This window comes from Fimbriimonas sp. LA-C6 (assembly GCF_055398105.1).
This window is the reverse complement of the sequence record NZ_AP038796.1, coordinates 2,152,518-2,170,070: the sequence shown is the minus strand read 5'-3', so window position 1 is coordinate 2,170,070 and position 17,553 is coordinate 2,152,518. Positions and strand designations below refer to the sequence as shown.

The 17,553-nt window shown below is 55.1% G+C and carries 20 protein-coding genes and 1 other RNA gene; 11 read left to right on the top strand and 10 right to left on the bottom strand.

All coding sequences use genetic code 11. The annotated features are described in order from the left end of the window. Window positions 1-7: 7 nt before the first annotated feature. Entirely contained in the window at window positions 8-1,132 is a 1,125-nt protein-coding gene (locus tag ACZ51B_RS10095) for a GGDEF domain-containing protein (RefSeq protein ID WP_464297122.1), read from the top strand. On the opposite strand, the gene ACZ51B_RS10090 is transcribed toward ACZ51B_RS10095, so the two are convergent. Continuing rightward, a complete protein-coding gene (locus ACZ51B_RS10090) occupies window positions 1,121-1,462 on the bottom strand; it encodes a YraN family protein (RefSeq protein WP_464297121.1) in 342 nt (113 codons plus the stop codon). The genes ACZ51B_RS10095 and ACZ51B_RS10090 overlap by 12 nt on opposite strands. Beyond that, window positions 1,441-2,040 carry a ribonuclease HII gene (locus ACZ51B_RS10085; protein ID WP_464297120.1) on the bottom strand — a complete coding sequence of 200 codons (600 nt, stop codon included), beginning with the start codon at window positions 2,038-2,040 and terminating at the stop codon, window positions 1,441-1,443. The genes ACZ51B_RS10090 and ACZ51B_RS10085 overlap by 22 nt, the downstream gene beginning before the upstream one ends. Before the next feature lie 34 nt (window positions 2,041-2,074). Here ACZ51B_RS10085 and ACZ51B_RS10080 point away from each other — a divergent pair, with 34 nt between their 5' ends. Then, window positions 2,075-2,794, top strand: a complete 720-nt coding sequence (locus ACZ51B_RS10080; RefSeq protein ID WP_464297119.1) for a class I SAM-dependent methyltransferase — start codon at window positions 2,075-2,077, stop codon at window positions 2,792-2,794. On the opposite strand, the gene lipB is transcribed toward ACZ51B_RS10080, so the two are convergent. Together lipB and ACZ51B_RS10070 are read right to left on the bottom strand one after the other, a co-directional pair. Beyond that, complete coding sequence (lipB, locus tag ACZ51B_RS10075) at window positions 2,784-3,422, bottom strand: lipoyl(octanoyl) transferase LipB (RefSeq protein ID WP_464297118.1); 639 nt, start codon at window positions 3,420-3,422, stop codon at window positions 2,784-2,786. The two genes, ACZ51B_RS10080 and lipB, sit on opposite strands and share 11 nt — an antisense overlap. Continuing rightward, window positions 3,422-5,212 carry an adenylate/guanylate cyclase domain-containing protein gene (locus tag ACZ51B_RS10070; RefSeq protein ID WP_464297117.1) on the bottom strand — a complete coding sequence of 597 codons (1,791 nt, stop codon included), beginning with the start codon at window positions 5,210-5,212 and terminating at the stop codon, window positions 3,422-3,424. Before ACZ51B_RS10070 ends, lipB begins: the two co-directional genes overlap by 1 nt. Before the next feature lie 68 nt (window positions 5,213-5,280). Between ACZ51B_RS10070 and rnpB the strand changes: the two genes are divergently transcribed. Both rnpB and ACZ51B_RS10060 read left to right on the top strand, forming a co-directional pair. Beyond that, an RNA gene (rnpB, locus tag ACZ51B_RS10065) (RNase P RNA component class A) lies at window positions 5,281-5,597 on the top strand. Between the two features lie 117 nt (window positions 5,598-5,714). Next, window positions 5,715-5,882, top strand: a complete 168-nt coding sequence (locus tag ACZ51B_RS10060) for a hypothetical protein (RefSeq protein ID WP_464297116.1) — start codon at window positions 5,715-5,717, stop codon at window positions 5,880-5,882. On the opposite strand, the gene ACZ51B_RS10055 is transcribed toward ACZ51B_RS10060, so the two are convergent. Next, the gene (locus tag ACZ51B_RS10055; protein WP_464297115.1) at window positions 5,879-6,121 is read right to left on the bottom strand and encodes a DUF433 domain-containing protein; all 243 of its coding nucleotides are present in this window, start codon (window positions 6,119-6,121) and stop codon (window positions 5,879-5,881) included. The genes ACZ51B_RS10060 and ACZ51B_RS10055 overlap by 4 nt on opposite strands. A 181-nt stretch (window positions 6,122-6,302) precedes the next feature. Here ACZ51B_RS10055 and ACZ51B_RS10050 point away from each other — a divergent pair, with 181 nt between their 5' ends. The 4 genes from ACZ51B_RS10050 to ACZ51B_RS10035 all read left to right on the top strand — a co-directional run bounded on the left by ACZ51B_RS10050 (window position 6,303) and on the right by ACZ51B_RS10035 (window position 11,083). After that, window positions 6,303-6,836 (top strand): hypothetical protein, encoded by a 534-nt coding sequence (locus ACZ51B_RS10050; protein ID WP_464297114.1) that lies wholly within the window; start codon window positions 6,303-6,305, stop codon window positions 6,834-6,836. Window positions 6,837-6,894: 58 nt separating this feature from the next. Continuing rightward, window positions 6,895-8,433: a menaquinone biosynthesis decarboxylase gene (locus tag ACZ51B_RS10045; protein ID WP_464297113.1), complete on the top strand. Its 1,539-nt coding sequence runs from the start codon at window positions 6,895-6,897 to the stop codon at window positions 8,431-8,433. A 96-nt stretch (window positions 8,434-8,529) separates the two neighbouring features. Beyond that, a complete protein-coding gene (locus ACZ51B_RS10040; RefSeq protein WP_464297112.1) occupies window positions 8,530-10,278 on the top strand; it encodes a GspE/PulE family protein in 1,749 nt (582 codons plus the stop codon). A 175-nt stretch (window positions 10,279-10,453) separates the two neighbouring features. Continuing rightward, window positions 10,454-11,083 carry a hypothetical protein gene (locus ACZ51B_RS10035; RefSeq protein ID WP_464297111.1) on the top strand — a complete coding sequence of 210 codons (630 nt, stop codon included), beginning with the start codon at window positions 10,454-10,456 and terminating at the stop codon, window positions 11,081-11,083. A gap of 61 nt (window positions 11,084-11,144) precedes the next feature. Here ACZ51B_RS10035 and ACZ51B_RS10030 read toward each other — a convergent pair whose 3' ends face one another. Further along, on the bottom strand, window positions 11,145-11,738 hold the full coding sequence (locus ACZ51B_RS10030) for a PEP-CTERM sorting domain-containing protein (RefSeq protein WP_464297110.1): 594 nt from the start codon (window positions 11,736-11,738) through the stop codon (window positions 11,145-11,147). A 437-nt stretch (window positions 11,739-12,175) separates the two neighbouring features. Between ACZ51B_RS10030 and ACZ51B_RS10025 the strand changes: the two genes are divergently transcribed. Next, a complete protein-coding gene (locus tag ACZ51B_RS10025; protein WP_464297109.1) occupies window positions 12,176-12,394 on the top strand; it encodes a hypothetical protein in 219 nt (72 codons plus the stop codon). Here the strand turns inward: ACZ51B_RS10025 and ACZ51B_RS10020 are convergent. The 4 genes from ACZ51B_RS10020 to ACZ51B_RS10005 are packed head-to-tail and all read right to left on the bottom strand — an operon-like array spanning window position 12,344 to window position 15,787. After that, window positions 12,344-13,198, bottom strand: coding sequence for a GNAT family N-acetyltransferase (locus ACZ51B_RS10020; RefSeq protein ID WP_464297108.1), 855 nt, complete (start codon window positions 13,196-13,198; stop codon window positions 12,344-12,346). The genes ACZ51B_RS10025 and ACZ51B_RS10020 overlap by 51 nt on opposite strands. 5 nt (window positions 13,199-13,203) lie before the next feature. Further along, complete coding sequence (locus ACZ51B_RS10015) at window positions 13,204-14,202, bottom strand: beta-ketoacyl-ACP synthase III (protein ID WP_464297107.1); 999 nt, start codon at window positions 14,200-14,202, stop codon at window positions 13,204-13,206. A gap of 20 nt (window positions 14,203-14,222) precedes the next feature. Further along, the gene (plsX, locus tag ACZ51B_RS10010; RefSeq protein ID WP_464297106.1) at window positions 14,223-15,254 is read right to left on the bottom strand and encodes a phosphate acyltransferase PlsX; all 1,032 of its coding nucleotides are present in this window, start codon (window positions 15,252-15,254) and stop codon (window positions 14,223-14,225) included. Continuing rightward, the gene (locus ACZ51B_RS10005) at window positions 15,251-15,787 is read right to left on the bottom strand and encodes a YceD family protein (RefSeq protein ID WP_464297105.1); all 537 of its coding nucleotides are present in this window, start codon (window positions 15,785-15,787) and stop codon (window positions 15,251-15,253) included. Before ACZ51B_RS10005 ends, plsX begins: the two co-directional genes overlap by 4 nt. Window positions 15,788-15,861: 74 nt before the next feature. Here ACZ51B_RS10005 and ACZ51B_RS10000 point away from each other — a divergent pair, with 74 nt between their 5' ends. Both ACZ51B_RS10000 and ACZ51B_RS09995 read left to right on the top strand, forming a co-directional pair. After that, complete coding sequence (locus ACZ51B_RS10000; RefSeq protein WP_464297104.1) at window positions 15,862-16,683, top strand: HDOD domain-containing protein; 822 nt, start codon at window positions 15,862-15,864, stop codon at window positions 16,681-16,683. Between the two features lie 79 nt (window positions 16,684-16,762). After that, window positions 16,763-17,458 carry a hypothetical protein gene (locus ACZ51B_RS09995; RefSeq protein WP_464297103.1) on the top strand — a complete coding sequence of 232 codons (696 nt, stop codon included), beginning with the start codon at window positions 16,763-16,765 and terminating at the stop codon, window positions 17,456-17,458. The last annotated feature ends 95 nt before the right edge of the window (window positions 17,459-17,553 follow it).

Sequence of the window (17,553 nt, the reverse complement as noted above, 5' to 3'; positions counted from 1 at the left end):
GAACTCGATGTCGAAGGATCAGACAAGCAACTTGCTTACTCAAATCTTCACTGGTGTGTATGTTTGCGCACCAGATGGAGCTGTTCTTGAGTCGCAGGGTCTTGCCTTAGATGCCTCGAATGTATTTGACAGCGATTACTTGAAAGGGGTTCGGAAGCTCCTTCTAGATTGTCAGCAAGGAGTTGCAACAGAGACCACCGCAAGCGTGGCCGACCACCATCACGCACGAGTTCGCGGTGTTCCGCTTGAGAACGGCTTCGCGGTAACAGTCGAAGAGACCTTGCATCCCTTCGCACGGGCTCGCCGTTCCAAATTGACTGTTTTCGAGTACGAGTTCATCGTACGCAACATGCGGCAGGGGATCTGGCGGCTGGATGACCGTGGGGTTGTGGAGACGGCCAACGACTACCTTGCAGATTGGTTGGAGACCACCTCAGCGGATTTGATCGGAAGTTCGTGCGATGAGTGGATGGTTTCCCGCGATCCCCACGGGACCCCCGACCGGTTTGAAGCAGAATTTCGCACCGTATCAGGATTGCATCGGCGCGCGCTGGTGGCTCGATCAGAACTCATCAGCCTCAAAGGTCGCTACCGAGGCAGCGTCGACATCGTCACGGACATCACAGCGGAGCACGCCCTGCGGACCAGCCTGGTCGCAGAAGTTCAGCGGATGTCGCGTCTAGCCCGCACGGATCCCCTAACGGGCCTGGCTAACCGCATGGAGTACGAAGAAACCCTGCGAAGACTCCAAGTGCGACAAGAACCTTTTGCGCTCGTGCTGGCGGACGTGGACGACTTCAAGGACATCAACGACACACAAGGCCACGCCGCCGGAGACCAAGCGCTAACACGTCTGGCCGAGCGATTGAAAGCCTGTGTTCGAGATACAGACCTAGTGGCGCGTCTTGGTGGCGACGAGTTCGCAGTCCTGCTGCCAGGCGCAAGCAGGGACACAGCCCACGAGGTGGTTCGTCGCATTCGCGAGCGCACCGATAGCGACGCCGATGCACAGGTATCGGTTGGTTGGTCTCACAGCACAGACGGCGTGGAAAACATCTCCATGGCGGCCGATAGCGCGATGTATGAAGACAAGCGGAGCCGCAAACGGGCTCGCCACGAATCAGGCTCTTAAAATGTCGATGTGGTGGCGCAGACCACTCGGGTCCATTGCGACAACGTCGATTCTAGTCTCTCGTTTCTCACCCGTCGCCAGCAAGTACTCATTGATCGCCCTCAACAAGGCATCGATCTTGTTGCGCCCGATGGCCTCTTCTGGGCTGTAGTCCGGGTGGTTTCGCTCTTTCACCTCCACAAACACAAGGACCTCATCGTCCAGGCAAACAATGTCCACTTCGCCATGCCTCGCTTTGTAGCGGCGCGTGACGACGGTGTAGCCGAGGGACAGCAGGAAGTCTGCCGCTCGATCTTCGGCCTCTTTCCCTACTCGACGGAGATTAGACACGGTTGTTCTGCTTCTCGGACAGGGGCAAAACTGCGACGATGGATGCGGCAGGGGCCATGCGTGCGTAGGGCTTCGAGGTGTTCCGGGGTTGGGTAGCCAAAGTGACGGTCAAACCCGTATTGCGGAAACTCCGCTGCCATCTCCACCATGTACCGGTCTCGGGCGGTCTTGGCGAGGATGCTGGCGGCGGCGATGCAGGTGATTTTGCCGTCACCTTTCACCACGGCCTCGGCCGGGTAAGAGAGCCCCGTGGGGATTCGGTTCCCGTCAACATACACCTGGCTTGGCGCCGTGGGGAGAGCGTTGACGGCCCTCGTCATGGCTGCCATGCTGGCGTGCAGGATGTTAAGCCGGTCAATCTCCTCCGGGTAGGCCATCTCGATCACCCAGATGGCGTGCTCTTTGATTCGGATCTCAAGAGCTTCACGCGCGGCGTGGGTCAGCTTCTTGGAGTCGTTCAGGCCTTTGATGTCGAATCCTTCGGGAAGAATGACGGCGGCTGCGGCTACCGGTCCGGCAAGCGGACCTCGTCCGGCCTCGTCGGTTCCGGCGCTCCCTGGGAAGTGCTGTAAGGCCATGCCCCTTAGTTTAGCGCCGTCATAATCATTGGTGATGGAAAAATCGAGTGTGGAAGAGATCCGGGCACGTTTCGATGCAGACGTGGAACGGTTCTCGAATTTGCAAACTGGACAATCGACGACGGTAGACGCCCCTCTGGCGATGGACCTCGTAACCTCCGCTGCCGCCAAACAGCGCCGCCAACCCAAGTCGATCCTGGATATCGGCTGCGGCGCTGGCAACTACACACTCGCACTCCTCCTACGACTCGACGCCCCTCCATCCAAGATCACCCTCATCGACCTAAGCTTGCCGATGTTAACCCGCGCTGTGGAGCGGATCCGAGATACCGGATTTGAAGGCGAGATCGTGACGATCCAACAAGACGTACGCGAAGTCGATCTAGGCATTGACCAGTTTGATACCGTACTGGCATCTGCCGTGCTTCACCACCTCAGGACAGAGGAAGAGTGGAAGAATACTTTCTTAAACATATACAAATCCATTAAACCAGGTGGCGGATTTTGGGTGTTTGACCTCGTTTCATACGAGATCCCAGCCGTGCTAGACATGATGACCCAACGCTACGGAGACTATCTGGTGGGCCTGAAAGACGAAGCGTATCGAGACTTCGTGTTTGCCTATGTGGAGCACGAAGACAGTCAGACTCCTCTCACCTACCAACTCGACCTCCTGAGACAGGTCGGGTTTGCGAAGACGGACGTGCTGCATGTGAATAGCTGCTTTGCAGCGTTCGGAGGCGTCAAGAACTAAAGACGTCTTCGAAGTTGTTGAAAAGTATCGGTTTCATCTCTGAAACTGATACTTTTCGACTCGTTTCTTGAGTGAGTGACGTAACCGCGTAACCCTCGATCCCACAAGGGATGATGAGCCCAAAGGGGGTCATGTCCATATCACAGTTGAGCGCAAGTCCGTGCATCGAGACCCATCGGCGCACCTTGATGCCCATGGCACACACCTTCCGATCTTCAACCCACACGCCCGTGTGAGGCGGGAATCTGCGCGCTTCCACACCTAGTTCGGCCACGGATCGAATGACGATCTCTTCCAACGCCCGCAACCATTTGTGAAGGTCTCGCTCAATCAGGTTGAGATCAAAGATGGGATAAGCGACAAGCTGACCAGGGCCATGAAAGGTAACGTCTCCACCTCGGTCGGTCACATGAACTTCGATGCCACGCTCTCGATAGAACTCTTCCGAAAAGAGTAGGTTCGACTTGTGAAAGTTAGCCCCAAGGGTGAGCGTAGGCGGGTGCTCCACCCACAGAAGCGTGCTCCGCTTGTTGCCCGCAAGCACATCCTCCAACACCTGTTTTTGGTATTCAAAGCACTCGGTATACGGCATCACGCCGAGGTCTTCAACTTCGAACTCGAAATCCATTAGCAGTTTTCCGCCTCGCTGGGGTCCATCGCCACGAATACGTTGTGGCCATCCATCGTTCTCGCAAGGGGGACAAACTGGTGCATGGGCAGTTGCGCCACAACCACGTCCGTAAGAGCGATTCCACCCACAGGGCAAATCGATTCTACGTGCGCGGCGACATCAATGACTTGAGTGAACTGAACCTTATCGAGCTCACCAGCAACCTCACCCTGATGCAGTCCGATGCGGAGCCGGAAGGGTCGGTCCAGACGATTGTCTTCCTGATTGAACCGATCCAAGTCTGCCACAAGCCTCTGGGCAGCGCAGAACGCCTCGGCACTGTCGGGGAAGGCCACGACTGCGCCGTCACCTGCAGTTGAGTGCACCTGCCCATGGTGTTTGGCCGAGAGTTCCTCGATCCAATTCTGATACTCCCGGAAGCTGTACTCAACGGCGAGCGGATCAGCATTCATCTTCATCTCGGTGCTCTTGGCAGCATCAACAACCATCACGCACACCGTTCCGCTGGCATTGGCAAGCCGCCACTGAATGCGCAACATCTCGCCCATGACCGTAGCCTGATCATTGCCCTGGAGGCTTCGGTCACGCAGAGCTTTCTGCTGAATCGTCGCACCCAGCCCCACCAGCGCTCCGGTGGCCAAAAACACAAACGTAAACGCTAGGATCGAAGGCAGGTTGTGGAGGTTGGTGAAGTAGCCAACCCCACCGTCGCCCACAGGAAGTAAGACGGACAACCCTGTGCCCACACAAAAGGCGAGGCTCGCCACAACCGACCTCACCACGCTCCCAGACATGAGGCAGCCAAACACAAAGCCAAGGCACTGGAAGATCACAAAGCCCAGCGACAGGAACAGAATCAAAAACGACTCGTCTCCAAAGGGGTTACCGCCTTTGGCAGAGAGGAAAGCCTCGGCTACATGGTAGGCCGCGCTAATACCAAATCCCCACGCGAAGAGGAACCGTACGGGGTGGGCCTGGACAAGCTTCACCAGCTGGAACTGTTCCCACTCTTTGGTCAGATCTAGGCTGTTTCCTTCCTCCAATCGGCCCTGCAATTGGAAATATCGCTCCAGCAACTCTTGCCGGGAGAGTTGCTCTTCTTGGTACTCGTGTTGCTTCAGTCGGTGCCAGCCACCCAGCACCGAGAACATGGTGCCAAACAGGGCGTAGACGGACGACCCCATGAAGGTGAGAACCGCGATGAGCGCAACCGCAAGCGCTTTTTGGACTTCCGTTTCGTTTGACTTTTCCAGCCAGTAAAGGGTCATGAAGACCAGAGAAGTGATGACCCAGATCTCGAGCGCGCCGTAGAGAGCGTAGCGGGCCATGGCTCGGCGGAAGTAGCACACGAGGTGTGCGATGCACACGAGCGAGCCGACGCTGGTGAACAGCAAAATCCGCCACATGCTAGCCTCAAACCCCATGGCTCCGAGGAGCATCGGGAAAATCAGCCAGGTGACAGCTTTGATTGTGCCAAGGCCGATGAGCGTGGTGGCGGCCACGAACACCACCGGTTTTTGGGTAGCCCAATCAAAGCTGCGATCGATCCCAGTAATCAGACCTCGACCCAAACGCTGAAGCGGGCTGGGGCCGCGGTAAGTATGGGCGGTACTCCGGTCAGGAACTTGGATCTGCCCCAGCACATTCCGAACAAACTGGACATCTAGCCCAAACTGCTGCGCAAGCTGCTCGGCAGGCATTCCGGCGTCCTCTGGAAACCGGCGAAGATGCGCCATCAAAGCGTGTGCTGCTTCGAGCTGCAGTTCTTGATTGGCTTTAATGGGCATGCGGATCCCTCACCTGAGGTGAATACGATTCTACATCGTTAAGGATGCGTTCCTGCCATACTTCCTTTGGAGTTGGCTGGATGACGGCTCCACGCTTGTCGTGGGGAGGAAAGTCCGGACTTCACAGAGCGCAGTGCCCGACGCAAGCCGGGGCGGGGCGACCCGACGGAAAGTGCAACAGAAACAAACCGCCTGGTCATACGGGTAAGGGTGAAATGGTGAGGTAAGAGCTCACCGGCAGTCTGGGTAACCAGCTGGCCGTGCAAACCCCACTGGAAGCAAGGCCAAATAGGGAGGGGTTGACGCTGCTCGCAGACCCTCCGGGTTGGCCGCGTAGATAAATCGTCATTCACGACAGAATCCGGCTTACAGGCCAACTCCATTTTCTTCTGTACGCAATGAGAAAACTCCGACCCAGCGTCGTTGAGTTTGGTTCCTACAATCATTGTAGATGGTGCACTTAGTTCGAGGATTGGCCCTGTGCTTGGGCTTGTTGGCGTTTATGTTAGTGGGCCAGCGTCAGGAGTATTGTGAGGCCGCGATTTTTGTCGGGTGTGCCGTTTACGTCGCGGTGGTTTATTTGCCGATGCGGTTCTTGGATCGCGAGGCGTTTGAGGTCTGGATGATCGACGATTTCTTTCGATCGCTCTCAAGAAGAAAGCACATTTAAAGCACAAGCTTCATAGCGAGAGATTTTCGGGCCAAATCCTGCTCCCACCGGATAACTGCCTCCGCTTGCTCCCGTGAGACGTCTGGCCAACCCGAAAGAAACTCATCAATAGGATCGCCGTCTTCTAAAGTGTCCAGCAATGCTTGAACAGGCACACGTGTGCCAACAAACCTGACTGCTCCACTTAGAGTGTCCGGCGTCGCAACCAGTATGTTTTTAAGCTTCTCTGGGATCGGCATTGAGTCAAATTATGGACACATGACCCTCGAAATCCCACACAAAGAAGGCGTGAGGCTCAGTGACCGAAAAGCGATCTTAGCAATAATTGAGTCTGGATGGCACCTACTGCCAAGAATCGAAGATCTGTGAAACCTGTTCCCATACCTCTCCGTAAATGCCACTTTGTAGAGCGTGAATACCGTGACCTTATTTACTAGAACCGCAGTTGTCATATGTACTTCCACTGTCTTAACCACAGTTTCCTCTAGCAACTCGCAAGAGTGGGTTACGTGGAGAATTGGAGATGGAAAGGCGACACCCTTCAGCGTAGTTTTGCCAAAGGATTGGAAATCGGAGGACTCGCCAAAGTTCGGTATCTCAAGGACATGTACATTCAGAGACGCTTATAAGGGCAATCTTACCGTTGCTTGGCTCCCGGAGGTCGACTCCGCAACGATCAAGGAGCTTTTGGCTGAAGTGCCAACCAATATCCACAAGAGCAAAGGCGGCAAGACTAGTAGTTTGACGATTAGGATAGTCAAGCACGGTGCATGGAAGGGAACGGTGTTCCGATCTTCGATCCACCGAAAGAGTATTGCGGATGGTGAGACCTACAACATTAGCCTCACGGACGGGCGTGCATACAAAGTCGTCGGCTATGAAACTCCTCAGGTTCCGATGCGCTTGAACGAGGCTGAGCTCTGGAAGATTATCAATAGCATGAAGCCAATCTGAACTTGAGGCATTCAGGCCAAACAAACCATGCCCCAAACGCGTAGACTCTAGGCGGCGCATGGCATATCGAGACTATCAGCATTTCCTAGACGTTCTGGAATCCAAGGGTGAACTTAAGAAGATCGCCGAGCCGGTCAGTCCCTACCTCGAGATCACAGAGATCGCAGATCGCGTGATGAAGGCACAAGGGCCAGCCCTGCTCTTCCAAAACGTGCAAGGCCGACCGCACCGCCTGGGAACACCCGACCCCATGAGCGCAGTCATCGGCCACCCGGCGATGCAGCAGAGCAAAGAAGCCACCGTCAAATACGATTTCCCCGTCGCCATCAACGCCATGGGCTCGCGCAAGCGCATGTCCCTCGCGCTCAGCTGTGACGACTTCGAAGAGCACGCCCAGCGCCTGGAAGCGCTCCTCAAACCAGAAGTCCCCAAAGGTCCCATCGAAGCCCTCAAAAAGCTCCCCTGGCTCTTCAGCGAACTCAAAGGCGTGCCACCCAAGACAGTCGATAAGGCCCCCTGCCAAGAGATCGTGATGACCGGCGACGAAGTCGATCTCACCAAACTCCCCATCCTCACCTGCTGGCCCGAAGACGGTGGCCCCTTCGTCACCCTCCCCCTCGTCTTCACCCACGACCCAAACACCGGCAAGCGCAACGTCGGCATGTACCGCGTACAGCTGTTCGATAAGAACACCTGCGGCATGCACTGGCAAATGCACAAGACGGGCATGCGCCAGATGGAAGATGCGGGCGAGAAAGGGAAGAACCTCGAAGTCTGCATCGTACTGGGCGGCGACCCGGTCTACAACTTCGCGGCCATCTCCCCACTCCCGCCCGGAATCGACGAAATGCTCTTCGCCGGATTCATTCGCAAAGAGTCCGTAAAGATGGTCAAGGCCAAGACCGTCGACGTAATGGTCCCAGCCGACGCCGAAATCATCATTGAGGGCTACGTCGATCCCAGCGAGCGCCGCCTAGAAGGCCCCTTCGGCGACCACACAGGCTACTACTCCCTCGCCGACATGTTCCCGGTGCTACACGTAACTGCCGTAACCATGCGCCCCAAAGCCACCTACCCCGCCACCATCGTAGGTCAGCCGCCCATGGAAGACGGCTGGATGGGCAAGGCCGTCGAACGAATCTTCCTACCCATGATCCGCCTCAGCGTCCCCGAGATTGTGGATATGAACCTCCCCGTAGAAGCCACCTTCCACAACGTAGCCTTCGTCTCCATCAAAAAGAAGTACCCAGGCCACGCCTACAAGGTCATGAACGCCATCTGGGGCCTCGGCGGACTCTCCTTCACCAAGTTCGTGTACATCTTCGATGAAGACTGCAACGTGCAAGACATCGGCGAAGTCCTCTTCCGCCTAGGTGCCAACTGCGACCCCATGCGCGACACCCTGCACAACAAAGGCCCCGTCGATCAGTTGGACCACGCCAGCGTAGAGATGGGTTTTGGTGGCAAATTAGGCTTCGATTGCACCCATAAGCTGCCCGGAGAGAACGGATTTAACCGCAACTATCCGAAGCTTATAACAATGTCTGACGAAGTGAAATCAAAGGTCGATCAGATGTGGTCTCGGCTAGGCCTGTAGTTCTGCAGGAATTTCCAGAAACCCGGTAATCGTACGACGTACCTGTCACTTGTCCTGTCCGATCATTTCACTAGTAGAACTGACGGAAAGGAACGAATGGCAAGAAAACGGCTCGGCGAATTATTGGTATCTCTGCGACTGATTGGACAGGAGCAGGTAGATCAGGCACTGGAACTCCAGCAGACGGACAAGCGTCCGCTCGGCGCAATCCTCGTAGATCAAGGGTTTATCTCCGAGGATCTGCTCCTAAATGCACTGGCCGCACAGCTAGGTGTTTGGCCCTGGCGATTGGAGCAGTCTCCTCCAGACCCAGCCGCCATTCAGAAGCTCCCGCCCAATATCTGCAAGAACAATCAGCTTCTACCCGTAGCCATTCGCGGCGACCTCTTGCTGGTGGCAATGGTCAACCCTCAAGATATCGACGCCCTCGATATGGTGCGAAACGCATCTGGCATGCGCATTGAGCCCGTGCTTGCCGATGTTCAGCGTCTTGCCAAAGCCATCGAAGACGCCCACGGTTCTCCAAAGGTCAGCGAGGATCTAGACGAACTCGTAGACGCCGCCCTTAAGGACTTCCAGGTCAAACGAGGCAGCCGAGATACCGCTGCCCAACTCACCGAAGCCGACACGCGCCCCGTTGTGGGGTTGGTAAACCAGATCATTGCAGATGCTATCAAAGTCGGCGCCAGCGACGTCCACATCGAGCCACGCACCGACCGGATCGAGGTCCGATACCGAATCGACGGCCAGTTGCAGCTCTCAAAGACCCTGCCAATCAGCCTTCACCCGATGCTGGTAACCCGTATGAAGATCATGGCGGAACTCGACATCGTGGAGTTCCGAGTTCCTCAAGACGGTCGAATTTCGGTAGTCATGGAGAAGCGGCAGATCGACCTCCGCGTCAGCTGCTTGCCCAACCACCACGGACAGAGAATCGTACTCCGAATCCTCGATAAGTCGAACTCCCTGAAGAAGCTCCCAGAGTTGGGATTCAGTGACAACATGCTCAGCCTATTCCGGTCGTTGGTGAGCAAGCCCTATGGCATGTTCCTGGTAACCGGACCCACCGGTAGCGGTAAAACCACTACCCTCTACGCAGCCCTCCAAGAGCTGAAGAAGATTTCGAACAACATCATGACCTGCGAAGACCCCGTCGAGTACGACATCGATGGCGTCAACCAGTCCCAGGTCATGGAAAAGGTGGGCCTAACCTTTGCTCGCCAACTCCGTGCAATTTTGCGCCAAGACCCCGACATCGTCCTGGTCGGTGAGATCCGCGACGGCGAGACAGCCGAGACAGCCATTCGCGCCGCGCTTACCGGTCACATGGTGCTGAGCACGCTCCACTGCAACGACGCCCCCAGCGCCGTACCCCGACTGCTCGATATGGGGATCGACCCCTTCATGCTAAGCACGTCGCTCATCGGCACCATGTCACAGCGCCTGGTCCGTATGCTGTGCCCCTCGTGTAAGGTCGAGTCCGACCTCTCAAAGGCCGATATCGAGCTATTCGAAGCCTACGGCGTCGAGGTGCCAGAAAGCATGATGGTCTCGCGGGGATGCCCCAAGTGCCAGAAGATGGGCTTCAAAGGCCGAAACGCCGTACACGAAATCTTGGCCGTGACTCCAAACATTGCAAACATGATTGCAGACCATCAGCCAATCGAGACCATCCGAGAAACAGCCATGCGGGCCGGCTACGAGTCCATGCAGGTGCGAATCCTGAAGATGGTCGCCGCTGGCAAAACAAGCCTAGAAGAGGCGCAGCGAGTGGTGTTCTTGGATGCCGCATATGCCCACTCCGTGAAGAAATACGACAACACCATCGAATTTCGGGCAGCTTGAGCCCTCCAAGAAAACCCCTCATGCCACCACGGCATGAGGGGTTTTTTCATGTATCCGGATACCCTGCATCATTACCGGATTGTCCCTTTGCGATACTCCCGCACATGGGAAACCGAAACGAATACTAGGGAGTGGACTTGCTAGCCATGGAAATCAACAGCTGGTTGAGGTGGTTATGTATAAGAAATTCCTTGCAGCTGGCACTGCACTTGGTATTGCTACGGTAGCATCGGCGGGTCCTACCGGGCTTATTGTCATTCCTATCGCTGACATTTTGGGTAACCGTGAAGGCTCGTTTACGTACACGGGCACACTCTTTGAGAAGAAGATTAGCAAGAAACTCTCAAACGCTCACTGCGCAACCTTTGGCATCGGCGACCGATTTGAAGCGGGCTACGACAACGACTTTCTGGGTCACACGGTCTTTAGCGCAAAGATTCTGCTCTACGAATCCCCCAAGAATCACAAACACGCATTCAGCGTAGGTGTCCAAAACCTGGAACTTACAGGTGGAACTTGCGATCGCTACGCCGTCGGCAGATATGACGCCAAGCAGATCCGTTTCCACTACGGGTACATGAGCAACAACGGTCTGAACCGGTTTTGTTGTGGCGTAGACGGCCCCTTACCAAAAGGGTTCTCCTACATGGCCGATTTCACCAGCGGCCCTAACTCCATCACCTGGGTAGCGCTCAACATCCCAGTGACCCCCAGAGTAACAGCCTCACTCTGCGGCGGAATCCCAAGCAACAAAGACGACGGCTTCCGAACGCAGCTAATGCTAGCATACGGCTTCAAGTTCTAGGGAAGCCCACAAAGAAGTCGCTGATTTTCCCTCCTCTCTTACAAGAGAGGAGGGAATCAAATTACTTTCTGCGGCGACGGGTTGCTGCGGCTACGCCGAGGCTTAGGATCGCGATGGTTGCAGGCTCTGGGACCACGGCAGCTTTGAGGTCATCCATTACCATGAAGTAACCGGAGATTTGGACCTTAGCGATGGCTTCTGTTGTGCTGTAGCCGTACCATTTCATCTTCCAGTCGCTCGTAGAAGTTGCTCCGTATCCGAAGTTCTCATCGATATCGCCGGCAGTGTCATAGCCAAGCTTCGAGTCGTGCGTGGCACCAATCACTTCGCCTTTTGCATTGAGGAAGCGGAAGCGGACTTTGAAGTCGCTACCACCCGTACCGAAATAGCCACCGAAGTAGTGGAGGTTATCGGCCGGGTCGAAGGTGATCGTGAGCGGCGCATCGTACATACCAGAAGGGTCATTGTTCATGATGCCCACGCCAAGACCGTACGAGCCGCCGTTAGGATTCCAAAACTGTGGGTCCCGTCCTGTGCCCCAACCATCAACTAGGTCTTGAGTGTTGTTGAAGGTCCTCAGGAGAGAGTTACTGTTTCCTGGATAAGGCTTGCCAGTGAAAGGATCTACTTCTCCCGAACCTGGGATCGTGCTCATAGTGGCATGACCGCCGAAAATGCTATCACCGGAAGCAAAAAGGTGGTGACTGTTCTGATTCTGGGAGTAAGACTCGAAGTTCTCCGTGTACAGACCGTTAAAGTCAGTGCTATGCAGAACTGGCGAAACCGAAGGATTCGTCCAAGCAAATGCACTAGTGGTACTGATCAGGCTGAAAGAAATTGCTGCAGCTGCAGCGGACACGGTTCTCCTCGTCATCATAAAAAACCCCACAATCATTACATTCTGCAACATGTACCGGGACAAGCCTTCCAGGTATTTTCGCTGGTTTGTGTGTTTTGTTAAAGTTTTGAGAATCGTGACCTAAGCCTCATTCGTAGGGCCTAATTCTCAATCCTTCACCAACCGAGAAACTCTATGGGGTTTTAAGCGTGTACACCTTATATGGTTTTGACCCCGTTTGGCTGGAGAAGAAAATGAGAATGATGGATTATGAATCACATAAGGATTTGGCTGACGTTGGCCTCTATCTCACAACCGAAGAGGTTGAAGAGTTGTATGCCTACTTAGGGCAGATGCGCGGAAGGACCGACCTTCACCACGTTCACCTCAGTGAACTGAACGGTGTTCGACTCAACAAAGAGCTAACTGTCGCTCTGGTTGACGCACAGGTCGCTGCCGCTCACTCCGCCTGATGAGGCCGGACGATATTCCTCGATGATTTGAATTTGACCAACGATGTTCATATTCAGTTCGGCCAGATCCGCTGCGGGAATCCAATACTCCTGTAAGTCGCTACCGCCCGCCACCTGAATGGGGTAGCGCTCGATAAACTCCTTTCGCACGTCGAACTTAGTGACGTAGCCTACAAAGTTGGAGTCTCGATCTTCGACGTTCCACGTCCTCGCGATCAGTCGGGCGTACTCAAGCGTCAAGACTGGGTAGAAAATGGGCTGAAACTCCAGGCGCGGCGGCCATGCTCGGAACCCCGATTGTCTAACGAGGTCCAGTTCTTGCTCGCCCATAGGTCGGAAGAGAGTAACTATTTCCTCCGATGGAGTGGCCCTCATTTTAAGCCGCGTGCTGTAGGGCATAAAACCGACTTGCTTCCAGAACGCCGCGCCAGTGGGGTTGGTGTTGAGCACGTCAATTTCGAGGGTGCCATCCGCTGGAAGAAGTTCGCGTAGCAATTGAACCGCGCGTGAGCCGATGCCTCGCCGCCGCTGGCCGCGATCCACGTAAAACTGCTGGACCCATAGTGTGTTGGGCTCACTAAGCTTGGTGAGGCAGTAACCAAGTTGCTCGCCCTCAAGCTCAAAGAAGTAGGCCTTGAAGCCTTCGTGCTCGATGCGCCGCAGCATCCGCTGCTCCAACTCGTCCAGGCTCATTGTGTTGGAACTCTGCTCATCTTTGATGAGCCCCTGATTCATCTGGGCGAGTTCCTTCACGTCAGCGGCGGTGGCGAGTTTTAGAAGCAGGGGTTGCAGACGGTCAGACATGGTAGTTACCAGCGAAGGATGTTTGCGCCCCAAACGAGGCCAGCACCAAATCCGACGGTCATCACCACCATTCCTGGTTTGAGACGGCCTTGCTGAACAGCTTCATCCAGTGCGAGAGGGATGGAAGCACCGCTCGTGTTGCCGTACTTGTCCACGTTTACAAAGACCTTGTCGTCCGAAAGCTCGAGTCGCTTAGCCGCAGAATCGATGATTCGGAGATTCGCCTGGTGTGGAACAAAGAGGTCGATTTCAGAAGAGGTCATCCCGGCCTTCTCAAGAACCTTCACACAAGCGTCTCCCATAGCGTTGACTGCGAACCGGTAAACCTCGGAGCCTGCCATAGCAATGGTGGGGCGCTTGCCTTCGGACTCAGGCACGTAGCTCGGGTAGCGCATACCGCCTGCTTCAATGTAGATGTGCTGAGCACCACTACCGTCTGCCAGAAGGATGGTTTCGATGAGGCCTCGGTCCGTATTCTCATCCGCTTCGAGCACGACGGCCGCAGCAGCGTCGCCAAAGAGGATGCACGTGCCACGATCCGTCCAGTCCACCTGTTTGGAGAGACAGTCGGCCCCAATGACAAGCACCTTTTTGGCTTGCCCTATGCGTACCATCGCGTCGCCCACAGAAAGCGCATAGATAAAGCCTGCACAGGCAGCGCTGACATCAAACGCCCCTGCATGTTTCGCACCGATGGCGTTTTGGATGAGACAGGCTGTCGCCGGCCATGGGAAGTCTCCGCTAACCGTGGCCAAGATCACCATGTCGATGTCTTCACCCTTAATGTTTGCAGCGGCAAGCGCCTTCTGCGCCGCTTCGAGGCTAAGGGTGTACGTGGTTTCGGTCGGAGAGCTGACTCTTCGTTCTCGAATTCCGGTGCGTTGGGCAATCCATTCGTCGGATGTGTCCACGATCGTCGCAAGATCCGCGTTCGTCACAATCTTGGCAGGAACAGCGCTTCCTGTTCCTCGTACTACTGAGCGGATCGATTTGGTGTTATTCATCGGCGTGCGGGTTTGGGGACTCAAATAGAGTTACGAATCGTATCGACAAGTTTATTTTCGATGGCCATTTGGGTCATCAGGAGTGCGTTCTTGATAGCTCGTGCACTGCTTCTGCCGTGACAGATGGTGCATAGGCCATTCAGACCAAGTAACGGGGCTCCGCCAAACTCGGCGTAGTCCATCTGCTTTCGCAGTGGAGCTGTCACCTTGCGAACGGGCCAGTAGAGTGCTTTTTGAAAAGGATTCGTGGGGATGCCTTGGCGAATGGTGCTGGTGATCAGTTCGGCAACTCCCTCACTGGCCTTTAAGACGACATTTCCAACGAATGCATCGCACACCACCACGTCACATGGCGAGTTGTACATGTCTTTGCCTTCAATATTGCCTGCAAACCACGGGTACTGACGCATGAGGTTGTAGGTCTGCTTCACAAACGCATTACCCTTGCCCTCCTCCTCTCCAATGTTGAGAAGGTGAACTCGGGGGTTCTCCCGGCCCATCACCTTCTGCGCATAAGCCCGGCCCATAATGGCGAACTCCACCAGGTGCTCTGGGTCGGCGTCTGGGCTGGCTCCGGCATCGAGGAGTACAAACCCACCGTGTGCGTTGGGCATCCGGCTTGCAATCGCAGGGCGATGGATTCCCGGCAATTGGCGCCAGGTCAAAAGAGAAAAAGTGCTTGCAGCGCCGGTGTTGCCTGCCGACACGAGTGCCTGGGCGTGACCTTCTTTAACAAGCTTGGCGGCAACCATGAGGCTGCTATCTTTCTTCTTCCTGTAGGCCTCAGTCGGTTTCTCGTCCATCTCAACCTGCTGAGACGCTGGTTTGATTACTAGGTTTGCAGGAAGCTGATCCGGCAGAAAACGCTGGATTTGGACGGGATCACCCACCAGAAAGAGCTTCTGTCTCAAACTCGGCAGAGCTTCGAGAGCTCCTTTGACGATCTGTTCGGGAGCATGGTCACCTCCCATCGCATCGAGAGCGATGGCAGGTTCACCAATCACAAAGGCATGTCGAGACTCTTCTGTATAGAGCGTCTCTTTGTCGCTCAATTGCCATCCTCGGGCTTAATCAAATTCGACAGCTGCTCAAACACAGGATGGCCCTGTGGGGCGTTCCGTATAGCTGCTCCTCGTTCTTTTGCGAGGGGACAGTCTCCTTCCCATCCGTGCTCGCACAGAGGCTGGGTTGGTATGGCCAACAGCAGTCCCTGCCTCAGGAGGTTCTCCACCAGAAGCGAGTTGCCCTCAAAAAGGGGGAAAGGCTCATCTGGCGTGACCCTGGCGAAGTCTTTGGGGTCTAGCGAGCTAGGAACGCCTTCAACCGGGAACTGTTCGTCAATCTCGAACTCTAGATCGGTTTCCAACGGTCCGACGCATCGCGCGCACTCTAGGACCAGACGTGCTTTGAAATTGCCGGTGATCAACAAAATGTTGCCGGTACTTGTGGCTTCTAGGAAACCCTCGAGGGGCTGCAGTAAATCAACGTCTTCTTCTTCGGGTAACTCGGTCGAGATATCGACGGCGAGTCGCCTTCCGGGATGCTGCAGCACATCGTTCAGGTCGAGTAAGTCGTCCCTCTTCATGTGCAGGGGGGAGTGTACCTCCGGTAATAAAACTGTTCCGACTTTAGGCTGAAACCACCGATAAGGAAAGTGAGATGTCGGTGCCTGTTGCTGAGAGACGTGGATTAGCCCCTGTTCGTGGAGTTGTGCATCACTGCAAACATTTGCGCGATGCAGAACCGTTGCTGCGGAGAATGGCCGCGCTGTACGTTCGAGATGAAGTCGCACCTTCCATGGCCGAGCGGGTTGTATGTCTCGACGCCGATCACGTGAACCGCATTGTGAGTATTTCGCAAATCGTAGCCGAGTCTATGTTCGAGCCGATTCCCATCTCAATCCGCGCAGGTGTCGAGACGCTGGGATGGTCGGTCATGAAGGAGGTCGCACTCCTAGCGGGTCTTCACGTCGTGCACTCACAGCTCTGCCAATACGCAGCGCTCGATCCCATCCCACTGGGCGAGCAGGCATATCTCACTTCCGTGGCAGCAACGGCTTTTGATGCGCAGTCAAGCGTCGGACTCTTCCTGAACATCGGTGTGTGTGCCATGGCTGCCATTCACGGCGAGTCTTACACCAACCTGTTCGGTGCATTAAAGGGTTCCAAGACTCAGTTGTCGGCAGGCGAGCAGATGGCCTTTGGTCACGACCACGCGATCATCGGTGCAGTTTGGTTGGTGGAAGTCGGCTTCCCAGACTCCGTGTGCTCCGCTGTGGCAGAACACACAGACCTAACAACACCCTACGGCGTCTCCGAGCTTGTGACCCACCACTGCGGCTTCGATGGTGGCGTCGGAACGGTTCCGCCTGTGATCACAGAAAAATGCGCTGAGCAATTCGATCTGGGTGAGAAGGAGATGGACCGATTCCAGTCAGAACTCACAGGCGCCTCAGAGTTTGTTAAGAACCTGCTCATCTAAAGGGCAGACCGCTCACGTAACGGTATATGATCTGATTTGATACCGGTTTTTTCCGGTCGAACAAAGGAGATCATCCCGCATGAGAGTAACCCTTTCCGCCGTCCTCGCAGTTCTTGCCATGGGCATTGCCTTTGCAGCAACCGATGCCAAAGTTAAGATCAACCTAGCCCCGAAAGTTGGCACCTCCAAATACAAATTTGAGATCAAAACGGAGCTCCAAGGACAAGATGTACACGTCGGAGCCAATCTCCAGCAGGAAGTAAAGTCCGTTGAGAAGGACCTTGCCAAGGTCTCGATCAACTGGGAAGGCCTCAAAATCACCCTGGGCGCGGGCGAACAAGATGTCCCTGCAAGTGCAATCGACCTGGAATATGCGGTTGGAACCGGCCTCATCAAGTCTGTGTCCGGCGGCATTGATGGAACCGATCAGCAGCGGATGTACGCCGTGATGCACTTCCTTCCTCCAAAAGATGAGATCGGAGAGGGTGAGAGCTACACCGTAGAAGTCAAGCAGTCCACGGGCCATGATTCCGAGGTTCCGGCTTACAAGATCGTCGGGAAGTACATTGGGAAAGTTGATGTTGACGGAAAGAGTGCATATAAGTTCACGGCGAAGTATAGTGAAGCGGCAACTGATTCGATGGAAGCTGATACGACCTTCTTCGTAAATGAAGACGGCGTGCTCTTAAAAGCCGAGTCTGTGTTTAAGAAAATGCCTTTGCCCAAGTTCGGAACGACTCTCGACGGTAAGATGTCCGTGAGTTTGTCCAAATAAGTGGAGATTTTCTAAAAAACGCGACCTTTTAAGGGGTTCTGGAACGTCACACAAGGCCGGGCAAAGTTGTTATACTTGTGCCCAGCAGATAGAAG

Coding starts and splice junctions, on each gene's coding strand:
- ACZ51B_RS10095 (WP_464297122.1), top strand. CDS start 8: ATGTCGAAGGATCAGACAAGCAACTTGCTTACTCAAATCTTCACTGGT.
- ACZ51B_RS10085 (WP_464297120.1), bottom strand. CDS start 2,040: ATGGCCTTACAGCACTTCCCAGGGAGCGCCGGAACCGACGAGGCCGGA.
- ACZ51B_RS10080 (WP_464297119.1), top strand. CDS start 2,075: ATGGAAAAATCGAGTGTGGAAGAGATCCGGGCACGTTTCGATGCAGAC.
- lipB (WP_464297118.1), bottom strand. CDS start 3,422: ATGGATTTCGAGTTCGAAGTTGAAGACCTCGGCGTGATGCCGTATACC.
- ACZ51B_RS10070 (WP_464297117.1), bottom strand. CDS start 5,212: ATGCCCATTAAAGCCAATCAAGAACTGCAGCTCGAAGCAGCACACGCT.
- ACZ51B_RS10060 (WP_464297116.1), top strand. CDS start 5,715: ATGTTAGTGGGCCAGCGTCAGGAGTATTGTGAGGCCGCGATTTTTGTC.
- ACZ51B_RS10055 (WP_464297115.1), bottom strand. CDS start 6,121: ATGCCGATCCCAGAGAAGCTTAAAAACATACTGGTTGCGACGCCGGAC.
- ACZ51B_RS10045 (WP_464297113.1), top strand. CDS start 6,895: ATGGCATATCGAGACTATCAGCATTTCCTAGACGTTCTGGAATCCAAG.
- ACZ51B_RS10040 (WP_464297112.1), top strand. CDS start 8,530: ATGGCAAGAAAACGGCTCGGCGAATTATTGGTATCTCTGCGACTGATT.
- ACZ51B_RS10035 (WP_464297111.1), top strand. CDS start 10,454: ATGTATAAGAAATTCCTTGCAGCTGGCACTGCACTTGGTATTGCTACG.
- ACZ51B_RS10030 (WP_464297110.1), bottom strand. CDS start 11,738: ATGAGCACGATCCCAGGTTCGGGAGAAGTAGATCCTTTCACTGGCAAG.
- ACZ51B_RS10025 (WP_464297109.1), top strand. CDS start 12,176: ATGAGAATGATGGATTATGAATCACATAAGGATTTGGCTGACGTTGGC.
- ACZ51B_RS10020 (WP_464297108.1), bottom strand. CDS start 13,198: ATGTCTGACCGTCTGCAACCCCTGCTTCTAAAACTCGCCACCGCCGCT.
- ACZ51B_RS10015 (WP_464297107.1), bottom strand. CDS start 14,202: ATGAATAACACCAAATCGATCCGCTCAGTAGTACGAGGAACAGGAAGC.
- ACZ51B_RS10005 (WP_464297105.1), bottom strand. CDS start 15,787: ATGAAGAGGGACGACTTACTCGACCTGAACGATGTGCTGCAGCATCCC.
- ACZ51B_RS10000 (WP_464297104.1), top strand. CDS start 15,862: ATGTCGGTGCCTGTTGCTGAGAGACGTGGATTAGCCCCTGTTCGTGGA.
- ACZ51B_RS09995 (WP_464297103.1), top strand. CDS start 16,763: ATGAGAGTAACCCTTTCCGCCGTCCTCGCAGTTCTTGCCATGGGCATT.